Origin of the sequence: Sphingobium cyanobacteriorum (genome assembly GCF_030580935.1) — a bacterium.
GTDB lineage: Bacteria > Pseudomonadota > Alphaproteobacteria > Sphingomonadales > Sphingomonadaceae > Sphingobium > Sphingobium cyanobacteriorum.
This window is the reverse complement of the sequence record NZ_JAUQOM010000034.1, coordinates 1-9,593: the sequence shown is the minus strand read 5'-3', so window position 1 is coordinate 9,593 and position 9,593 is coordinate 1. Positions and strand designations below refer to the sequence as shown.

Here is a 9,593-nt window from a genome sequence, read left to right as displayed (position 1 = left end):
AATTACACCAATGCCGGGGGGAGTGGCCCTCGGGCTACGCCCTCACGCCACTCCCCCCGGCATGTAACACGATGGCCTGGTTTTACGCCGCCGAATGGCCGACTTTTGCTCCGCCGTTGACACCGGATCGATGAGGTCGGGATTGATGGCGGTTTTGTCCAAATGGTGGAAGCGATACAGGAGGAGCTTGTTTCTGAGGGTCTGGGCTTCGGTCTGCTGGCAATCCGGCAGGTTGATCGGGATGTCAGGCCGCATAGGCCGCTGGCCCATTTCTTCCGTGATGAAGCGGCTTTCCAGCGCCCGGTCTTCAAAGGCGTGCCGCATGGCCACGATCTTTGGCCCAAACACCATGAACGCTTGGGGATCGAATTCCCGTTTGGCCGAAATGTGGGTGCGGAGGACCGGAAAGCCACGCACGTTCCCGTTGTTGAAAATCTTGACCAGTTCGGCCTTCTCGTCGGAAAAGCGGAAATCCGCTTCATCAAATATGAAGGTGCCTCGGAAGGTGTCGAGGGTGTGGAAGATGGGCGAAACGGTGGATGCGCCGCTGGCCAGAAAGCCTTTGTAGCAGAGGGAGCCGATGACAATAAGGGCGCGCGTCTTGCCACTCCCCGGCTCACCCCGCAGGCGCAGATACGGCACCTCATTGAAGGCGTCATACACCCACGACAAGAGGATGTAGTAGGTGGCGATGCCGAAGAAGGCCGGGGAAAGATCAACGTAGCGGCTGAGGTAGATCTGGATTTCTGCCACCAGCCTATCGACCGATTCATATTCCTCCGCGCGCTCCGGCAACAGAATGACACGGTGGCGAATGAGGTTGTTGTGGGCGGAGATCGGCACGAGGCGTTCGCCTAAAGGCGGCTCGATGGCATCGTGATAGGTTGCGTGGCCAGCCTGAAAAGCCGCAAACTGGGTCGTTTCCGTTTCGGACTGATAGACGAGTTCCACGAGTGGGCCGTCAGGGAGGTTGGCTCCAGCCGTGGGAAAGCCCAGAGCTGGTTTTGTAGGATGTGGCATGACCACAGACTACGCGGTGGCGGCGAATGTCCGTAGGGGTGAGAAGTTGCGCCTGGGGCAAGAAATGGGGTCTTTGGCGAGAGGTTTGGGTGCGTCATCCTCAAGGTATGCAAAAAATCCCCGACAACATTTCACCACTCTATGCGCGATGGTTTCCTCATCTTTCAGAGGAAGAGAAAGTCCGTTCCACCGAGGAACTGCGACAGTTCCTCGGTGCCTTGTATCGGGTCTACGTCCGTCTCGAAAGGGAAGGGCTACTGCCTGATTCGGAGGAATCGGAAACTCATGGTATGTTGGAGTCCGATAATTCCCCCAGCGTATGAAAACGGTCTTTGCCTACATCCGGGTTTCCACGGTGAAACAAGGTATGCGCGGCTCCTCCCTCCAAGAACAGCAATCTGCCATTCGGGCCTACGCGGAGCGCCATGCTCTCGTGGTCAGCGAATGGTTTGAGGAACAAGAAACGGCGGCCAAGCGAGGTCGGCCAGTTTTTGCGCGGATGCTGAAAATGCTTGATCGGGGCTGCGCCGAAGGCGTGGTCATCCACAAGATTGACCGTGGCGCGCGTAACCTCAAGGACTGGGCTGACCTGGGCGAATTGATGGATCGGGGCGTCGCGCTTCATTTCGCCCACGAGAGCCTCGATCTTTCGTCGCGTGGGGGCCGTTTAGCCGCCGATATCCAGGCCGTGGTGGCGGCTGATTTCATTCGTAACTTACGTGATGAAGTGCGAAAGGGCTTCCTCGGTCGCTTGAAGCAAGGTCTATACCCACTGCCTGCGCCCATCGGTTACACGGATCAAGGACGCGGGCTGCCAAAGTTGCCTGACCCCGTTATTGGGCCGCTGGTGCGGCAAGTTTTCGAACTATATGCCACGGGCCGCTACAATTTGGCTCTCTTGGAAGCCGAAGCCTACCACCTTGGCCTCCGTAATCGTCGGGGCGGGCGGGTAACACGAAACGGCTTTTCTAAACTCCTCAACAATGAATTTTACATGGGCATCATCCATATTCGGCGGACGGGCGACCGTTACGTCGGGGCGCACGATCCTTTGGTATCGAGCACGTTGTTTCAGACAGTGCAGGCTGTCTTGCGGGGTCGGAAAATCCAGACCGACGTGCGCCATGATTTCGTCTACCGCAAACGGATCACCTGCGTCTCTTGCGGCTACCGGCTGATTGGTGAACGCCAGAAAGGACACGTCTACTACCGTTGCCATACTCACACCTGCCCCTCCACCAGCCTGCGAGAATCGGCCATTGATGAGCAGATGGAAGGCATTTTGAGCCGGATCACCATCCCGGAAGTTATGCACGGAGAAATTGCGTGGGAGTTTGAACGTCTGCGGGCGACGGACCAACAAGGGCCGAAGGAGGCAGAGCGTCAAGCTCGTCTCCGCTTGGGGCAGATAGATCAAACGCTGGGTCGCTTAACGGATGGCTATGTCGATCAGACTATTGAGCGCGATCTCTATCTCAGCCGCAAAGCCGATCTGCTTGTGCAACGGGTGCGGGTCACCGAACAATTGAGCGAGATGAGCCTGTCGGGTGACAGGAGGCGGTTGAAGGTGACACAATTCCTCGAACTGCTCAAAAGGCTTGGGCAAAGGCACGGTGACCTATTTAGTGAAGAAAAGCGCGAACTGATGAATTCCGTTACCTCGAACCTGCGCGCGAGCCAGAAAAACCTTTTGTTTGACTGGAAAACAGGCTTCGACGTTATTGAAAAATGGTGTGACAAGTATTGCGGTGTACCGGAACAGGACGCCCGTCGAAGGAGTGAGAAGTTGCCGCAGGAGGCAATTCCGAGATTGGTGCGCGACCTGTATACCGCTCTTCGGAAAGTAAGTTGATCGTTCTGCTTCGTCCCTACGTCCCTACATCCAATTTTGTGCAAAAAAATGAATGCGGGTGCCCGCCTGAGCATTCGCTCGCGAGGATTGATCCGCTATAACCTTATCTGACAAAGGAAGCGGAACGATGACTTTTTCAGGTGACGCGTTTGACAAGATGATGCGGGACATGCGCCGCCAGGATGATATGTTCGGGGTGCTACCACGGCTTGCGGCACAGACCGAGCGCCTCTCGACCATCGGGCTTGCCGCAAAGACGCAGCATTTGCAGATTGGGGAACTCGCCAAAGGGCTACAAGAAACCGGTCTGTTAGATAATCACGCCGCTTTGTTCAGACGATCGGTTCTTCCAGAAAGCTTCATCGGGAGTGCTTTCTCCGAATTTCAAGAACGGATGAGCGCGTTGGCGAATATCGATAGGTTTACGCTGCCACCACGCGACGACATTTTTCTCATTGCCCAGCGTGCGGCTGAATTGGTTGAGCCGCATCGTCGCTTCGTGGAAAGCATGACGTGGCAGAACGATTTGGCATCGCGCATGGCGAACATCAATGTCGCATGGACCATGCCGGACTCGATCGCCCATTCCGGCTTTGCCTTCGGCACGCTCTCCCGGCTCTCGGACGTGGTGCATTTCGACCCGCCTTTCGCTGCGGTCACGCGCGATTATTATGTGGAGGCTGAATTTGGCGCTGTCATTGATGTCGATGACGACGCTGATGTCGTGGCGCGTGAAGAGCGGTATGACGATGCAGGCCGGGATGCCGCTCTGGTTGCGTTTCCGGCGGAGGAATATCCCATCGTCTTGCGCGCAGCGGGTTTTCATCTGGAGATACCGCCGCCGCCCACACCGCAGCCGGTCGAGAATGTCGATGGCGAGGCATTTTACAGCGACGCGCATCATGCCGCCCTGCGCGCGCTGGAGGTGCATATGCGGATATTCGTCTCTGCCCAACTCGCAAGCGCTGCCGGGAGCGCTTGGCTGCGTCAGCGTATTCCGGGGGACATGCTACAACGGTGGGAAGAGAAGCGGGATTTCGTCCGGGCCGGCGGAATGCCGGTCTATGATTTGATCCACTATGCCGACTTCAACGATCTGGCGCAGATCATCACCTCGAAGTCCAACTGGGATAGCCTGTTCAAGCCCGTGTTCATGGACAAGGAAGGATTGCAGGTCTCCATGCGCCGTCTGTCCCCCTTGAGGAACAATGACGCGCATCATCGTCCGTTCGGACCGACCGATATGCTGTATTTCGCCAGCGAGGCGGTAAGGCTGCTGCGCGCAATCGGCATATTGAAGGCGAATTAGGCTATGGCGGGATTTTGCGAGTGCATAGCGATGTCGATCTCCGGCTGGGAAATCCTCGACCGCTTGTGGCTGCGCGCGTCTACGACGGGGATGCCTACGTGGATGGTTTTATATATCGATCCGAATGCGCCAAGATGCGGACGGGCAGTGTAGCGTGATCAAGTCGTAGACTGTTCTGGCGGGGAAGTAGACGAATCGTTGCCTTTAGCTCTAGGCAATACTATTGGGGGATTAGTAGCTGATCGGGTCTCTGCGGATGGTGAAACTTCCATCGCTCGGCTGAGACGCGAAGGCGTGCAACTTGCAGGTGCAGGCGACGATCAATCTGCCTGGGAGATGCTGCAAGAGAAGACGGCCGACATCGTCGTCACCGCACGAGAGAGAGGCCAAGGTTTAGGCGACAAGATTGATCGCTTCTTCGACACGAACATTTTCGGTCACAATCCACACAACCGTTCCCGGAAATCAGACGATATTGTCATGACGTTCAGTCAGGCAGGTTCGAGCCGCGCACGAGCTGAGATGGCAAATGCGCAGCTTGGCATTACGCTATGGAATGATTTTAAATCAGGCTGGAATACGCCGGTTCCTGGAACTCGACGCTATATCCCGTCAGAGATGGAGTTAGCCCGTCCCGAATATGCGATGCCGAATGAGATGGGGTATCTCTCCAACGAGCCGATGACGCGAGGTGAGGTCGCTCTCGGTTTAGCGGAAGTGGGAAGCGTTTTAATCCCAGCGCTTAAAGGTGCGCGAGTTCTAGGAGTTGCAGAAAGAGGAGCTATTGTTGGAACTGAGGCTTTCGGTCCAGCGTCGTTCACGACCAAATCTGGAGAAGCCTACTTCTGGTCCGGCCTTGGCCGAGGTGGGGCAGAAACAGCGGCGGGCGTCGCCCGCAACGGTGGCGGGACAACCCTCGAAATGTTTATTGAGTCCCGAGGCATCCAAATGCCAGTATGGGATGCGGCAAATCCGTCATCCGTTAAAGCTTGGCAGGATGTATCTCGGGTCTATGCAAGTAGTGCCAGCGGTGAGGTTAGGGCGGTTCTTGGAAGCAATCTGAGGCCAGGTAACATATGGGAAACGATCGAACTGCCCGCATTGAGAGCTAATCCTAATGTCAGTCGGGTTGTCACAGTGAATCCGGCAACAAGGGCAGAAGCAACGTTATGGGGCAGATAATGGACGACTATAATCAGGCTGTAGTGCTCTATATCGGATGGGAAATAGCCTCGTTCCCTCAGGAGGACGAAGCAAGAGTCCTTGATCGCTTTGGCCCTACCTTGGGACCAGCCTTGGTCGTTCGTGTTCAGGCATTGTTGGAGGAGCTTCAAGCTATACAGCCTAACTGGGATCAACACACTTTGGTCAGCGCGTCCAACTGGGCAGTGAAGCAACTCAAACAGAAACATCCGCAGTTGGATGAAGCTGCTACATCAGCTTTGGAATGGATTTATAGTTGGTGGTGGAAATGAGTAAAATATACTCAATCCACCGGCGCGAGGGCTGACGCGACACGCTGTTGAGCAATGAGCGCATCAATGATGCGCATGACGGTCTGCTGATCGTCCTGCCCCAGGTTCTCCAGCGCCTGAAACCGACGAAACAGGCGGATGTTGGCGAGGTTGGACTGTTCGATCTGGGTGCCGGTAAGCAGGTAATCCACCGTGGTGTCGAGCGCCTCGGCCAGCTTGACCAACAGCTCGGCAGGCGGCGTGCTAAGCCCGCCCTCATACTTGTTGAGCAACTCGTAGCGGATGCCGATCATGGCGGCGAGGTGCTTCTGCTGCCAGTGCCGGGCCTTGCGCAGCGCCTTGATCCGCGTGCCTATCGCCTTACGATCCGCTGTAACTGCCATCGACTCCCACTCGGTTCGGGTTGAACCCGATCGAGTGTAAGCCATGGTTCTGATGGGGCTGACGGCAGTAACTCCATATGATGTATCGGATAATCCGTTCGTGATCGGCGCAGAACGGCCAATCGCGTCGTCTGCCGTAGATATATCCCTGCCTTGCTGCGATACCTTGCTCTGCATTGGCGTATGACGTGACTCGCAGGGGTAGACCTATACAATATCACGTTGTAATGAATGCCCGTAATCATAGCAATCATAAGTCTTGACAGGGTTTTGGAGCATAGGCGCGGATGGCCCGTATCCCGGAAGCTGAGATCGAGCGGCTCAAGAGCGAAGTCAGCTTGGCCCGTCTTGTCGAATCTATGGGCACGGCCTTGGAGAAGCGGGGCAACGACCTTGTGGGGCGCTGCCCCTTCCATGACGAGGATACGCCAAGCTTCGTGGTGACGCCGGGCAAGAACCTGTTCCACTGCTTCGGTTGCGAGGCGGCTGGCGGGCCGATCGACTGGGTGATGAAGCGGCAGGGCATGAGCTTCCGCCATGCGGTGGAATGGCTGCGCGACGGGGCGATACCCACGACCGACAAGCCCGTGCGACGCGGGGCGCGTCTGCCGTCGCCGTTGCAACTCGATGCCGACGACCATGCGCTGCTTGCCCAGGTGATCGACTATTATCACGATACGTTGAAGCAAACTCCCGACGCGCTGGCCTATCTGGAGGCGCGCGGCCTTGCCAATGACGGGAATGGGGGCGCGCTGATCGAGCGCTTCCGCCTGGGCTATGCCAATCGCACGCTCGGCCTGCGTTTGCCGGAAAAGAATCGCAAGGCCGGTGCCGACATACGCGGGCGGCTGGAGAAGATCGGCCTCTACCGCGACACGGGCCATGAGCACTTCAACGGCAGCCTCGTGGTGCCGGTGCTGGACGAGCGCGGGCGGATACAGGAAGTCTATGGGCGCAAGATCCGCAACGATCTGCGCCCCGGCACGCCCAAGCATCTGTATCTGCCGGGTCCACATCGCGGCGTGTGGAATATCGAGGGCGTGGCCGGATCGAAAGGTGAGGTCATCCTTGCCGAATCGCTGATCGATGCGATGACCTTCTGGAGCGCGGGATACCGCAACGTCACCGCGACCTATGGCACGGGCGGCTTTACCGACGATCATCTCTCGGCGTTCCGGCGCTATGGCGTGGAACGGGTGCTGATCGCGTTCGACCGCGACGAAGCGGGCGAACGCGCCGCGACGGCGCTGGCCGACACGCTGATGGACGCGGGCTTTGCCTGCTATCGCATCCTGTTCCCCAAGGGCATGGACGCCAATGCCTATGCGCTGTCGGTCAAACCCGCGACGCGCACGCTCGGCCTGCTGATCCGCAAGGCGCAATGGCTGGGGAACGGCAAAGCCCCGCCGATCACCAGCGCGCGCGATGCCATAGAAACGGCGATGGATGCGCTGTCCCTGCCCATATCGCCTGACGGGGCAGCGGACGATCCTCCGCCGCTGCCCGAACCGACCCCCGAACCGACTATCGCGGCGGTGCTGCCGCTCTCGGCGGCCCCCGATCCGATCGAGGCGCAGAGCGACCATGAACTGGTGATGATGCTGGGGGCCGAAGCAAACCAGCGTCGCTACCGGGTGCGGGGCTGGAAGAAGCCGTTCACCCCGGAAACGATGAAGGTCAATCTGCTTGTCCAGCGGGGGGCGGCGTTCCATGTCGATACGTTCGATCTCTACGCCGCCAAGGGCCGCGCCGCCTTCGTGAAACTGGCGGGGATCGAACTGGGCGAGTCGGAGGATGTGCTAAAGCATGATCTTGGTCGGGTGCTGCTCAAGCTGGAGGGGTTGCAGGACGCCGAACTCAGCCAGGCGCTGGTGAAAGACGAGCGGCCCGCACTATCCGACGCGGAACGCGAAGAGGCGCTGGCGCTGCTCAAAGACCCCAACCTCATCGCCCGCATCCGCGCCGACTTCCTTGCCTGCGGCATGGTCGGCGAAGAGACCAATGCCCTGACCGGCTATCTCGCCTGCGTGTCACGGCTGCTCGACCGTCCGCTGGCGGTCATCATCCAGTCGTCCAGCGCTGCGGGCAAGAGCGCGATGATGGATGCGGTGCTGGCGCTGATGCCGCAGCAGGCCCAGGTCCGCTATAGCGCCATGACCGGGCAGAGCCTGTTCTACATGGGCGAAGCCAACTTGAAGCATCGCATCCTCGCCATCGCCGAGGAGGAAGGCGCGGCCAGCGCTTCCTACGCCTTGAAGCTGCTGCAATCGGACGGTTCGGTGACGATCGCCAGCACCGGCAAGGATGCGGCCACCGGGCTGCTCGTCACCCATGAATATCGGGTCGAGGGGCCGGTGATGCTGTTCCTCACCACGACCGCGATCGACATAGACGAGGAACTGCTCAACCGCTGCATGATCCTCTCGGTCAACGAGAGCCGGGAGCAGACCCGCGCCATCCATGCCGCCCAGCGCCGTCGCCAGACGCTCGAAGGGCTGCTGGAACAGGAGGACCGCCATGCGGTGCTGGCGCTCCATCGCAACGCGCAGGGGATGCTCGATACGGTCAAGGTGGTGAACCCGTTCGCCCATCGCCTCACCTTCCTCGACGACAAGACCCGCACGCGGCGCGACCATATGAAATATCTGACGCTGATCCAGGCGATCACGCTGCTGCACCAGCATCAGCGCCCGAAACGCGAGGTCCATCATCGCGGTCGGCTCGTCCATTATATCGAGGTGGAAGCGTCCGACATCGCGCTTGCCAATGCCCTTGCCAACGAAGTGCTGGGCCGGACGCTCGATGAACTGCCGCCGCAGACCCGCACGCTGCTGCATATCCTGCACGAATGGGCGGAGCGGGAATGCACGGCTCAAGCCATCCGGCGATCCGATCTTCGGTTCACGCGCCGTCAGGTGCGTGGCCTGACGGGTTGGGGCGATACGCAGGCCAAGGTCCACCTCGCGCGGCTTGCGGCGCTTGAATATCTGCTGATCCATCGGGTGAAGGCCGGGCAAGGCTATGCTTACGAACTGCTCTATGCCGGTGAAGGCGAGACGGCCAAGCGGTTCCTGATGGGGCTGAGCGGTCCTGCCCCCAAGCGGTCGGCTGCCGGTCGGGGTGCGGACGGGGCCAGGTCGGGCCATGGTCGCAAGGATAAAATAGCGGAAGAACCGCAGTCTTGCGCCACTTCTGGCGCGCCGGTCATCGAAGATGCGCCCGAAGCACTGTTCCCGCCCGCCGACGCGGCACGGTCATAGGCGCAGGCCATGCCGAGGAAACGGGGCGCAGGCACGAAGAAGGGCCGCAAGCCGCATCGCGGCATCTACCAGCCACCCGCCCAGGCGGTCGGCGCAGCCGATCCCGATAGCATATGGAACCATATGCATCGGTTCACGCAATGGCAGACCGAACGCCATTACTCGCATCATATGTCAACGGCGGAGCAAAAGTCGGCCATTCGGCGGCGTAAAACCAGGCCATCGTGTTACATGCCGGGGGGAGTGGCGTGAGGGCGTAGCCCGAGGGCCACTCCCCCCGGCATTGGTGTAATT

Annotated in this window: 8 protein-coding genes; 5 read left to right on the top strand and 3 right to left on the bottom strand. The window is 59.1% G+C overall.

All coding sequences use genetic code 11. The annotated features are described in order from the left end of the window. Positions 1-42: 42 nt before the first annotated feature. On the bottom strand, positions 43-951 hold the full coding sequence (locus Q4610_RS20985; RefSeq protein WP_304537770.1) for a hypothetical protein: 909 nt from the start codon (positions 949-951) through the stop codon (positions 43-45). 388 nt (positions 952-1,339) lie between these two features. Between Q4610_RS20985 and Q4610_RS20980 the strand changes: the two genes are divergently transcribed. Beyond that, the gene (locus Q4610_RS20980) at positions 1,340-2,872 is read left to right on the top strand and encodes a recombinase family protein (RefSeq protein WP_304537769.1); all 1,533 of its coding nucleotides are present in this window, start codon (positions 1,340-1,342) and stop codon (positions 2,870-2,872) included. Positions 2,873-3,182: 310 nt separating this feature from the next. Here Q4610_RS20980 and Q4610_RS20975 read toward each other — a convergent pair whose 3' ends face one another. Next, on the bottom strand, positions 3,183-3,362 hold the full coding sequence (locus Q4610_RS20975; RefSeq protein ID WP_304537768.1) for a hypothetical protein: 180 nt from the start codon (positions 3,360-3,362) through the stop codon (positions 3,183-3,185). 48 nt (positions 3,363-3,410) lie between these two features. Between Q4610_RS20975 and Q4610_RS20970 the strand changes: the two genes are divergently transcribed. The 3 genes from Q4610_RS20970 to Q4610_RS20960 all read left to right on the top strand — a co-directional run bounded on the left by Q4610_RS20970 (position 3,411) and on the right by Q4610_RS20960 (position 5,656). Continuing rightward, a complete protein-coding gene (locus Q4610_RS20970; RefSeq protein WP_304537767.1) occupies positions 3,411-4,181 on the top strand; it encodes a Swt1 family HEPN domain-containing protein in 771 nt (256 codons plus the stop codon). A 294-nt stretch (positions 4,182-4,475) separates the two neighbouring features. Beyond that, positions 4,476-5,363, top strand: a complete 888-nt coding sequence (locus Q4610_RS20965; RefSeq protein WP_304537766.1) for a hypothetical protein — start codon at positions 4,476-4,478, stop codon at positions 5,361-5,363. Continuing rightward, on the top strand, positions 5,363-5,656 hold the full coding sequence (locus Q4610_RS20960) for a hypothetical protein (RefSeq protein ID WP_304537765.1): 294 nt from the start codon (positions 5,363-5,365) through the stop codon (positions 5,654-5,656). The genes Q4610_RS20965 and Q4610_RS20960 overlap by 1 nt, the downstream gene beginning before the upstream one ends. A gap of 11 nt (positions 5,657-5,667) precedes the next feature. On the opposite strand, the gene Q4610_RS20955 is transcribed toward Q4610_RS20960, so the two are convergent. Then, entirely contained in the window at positions 5,668-6,039 is a 372-nt protein-coding gene (locus Q4610_RS20955; RefSeq protein WP_304537764.1) for a helix-turn-helix domain-containing protein, read from the bottom strand. A 287-nt stretch (positions 6,040-6,326) separates the two neighbouring features. Between Q4610_RS20955 and Q4610_RS20950 the strand changes: the two genes are divergently transcribed. After that, on the top strand, positions 6,327-9,299 hold the full coding sequence (locus Q4610_RS20950) for a CHC2 zinc finger domain-containing protein (RefSeq protein WP_304537763.1): 2,973 nt from the start codon (positions 6,327-6,329) through the stop codon (positions 9,297-9,299). Positions 9,300-9,593: the final 294 nt, after the last annotated feature.